At 33.3% G+C, this 255-nt stretch carries 1 protein-coding gene; it reads left to right on the top strand.

Features of this window, described 5'->3' with window-relative positions; all coding sequences use genetic code 11:
• Positions 1 to 255: carboxypeptidase regulatory-like domain-containing protein (locus tag GN138_RS16385; protein WP_197429371.1), on the top strand; the 255-nt coding region annotated here is incomplete at both ends.

Below are 255 nucleotides of genomic sequence, written 5' to 3'. Positions count from 1 at the left end.
ATGTGCTTATTACAGCAACGGTTTTAGATGATAAGACACGTGAGCCAATTAGTGGTGCAGCTATAGCTTTATTTGATGACCAAGGAAACAAAGTTGTATCTAAAACAACTAATGAAGAAGGTATTGCCGAATTTATAGTAGAATGTGATAAAGACACCGAACTAGAAGTAATCAAAGAAGGTTTTGAAAGTAAAAAAGTACCTGTTAAAGGTGTAAATGAAGAAGAAAACAACGTTCAAATTTCTTTAGACCCAA

It is taken from the genome of Winogradskyella endarachnes (assembly GCF_009741275.1).
Taxonomy (GTDB): Bacteria; Bacteroidota; Bacteroidia; order Flavobacteriales; family Flavobacteriaceae; genus Winogradskyella; species Winogradskyella endarachnes.
This window is presented reverse-complemented; position numbering and strand designations above follow the sequence as displayed.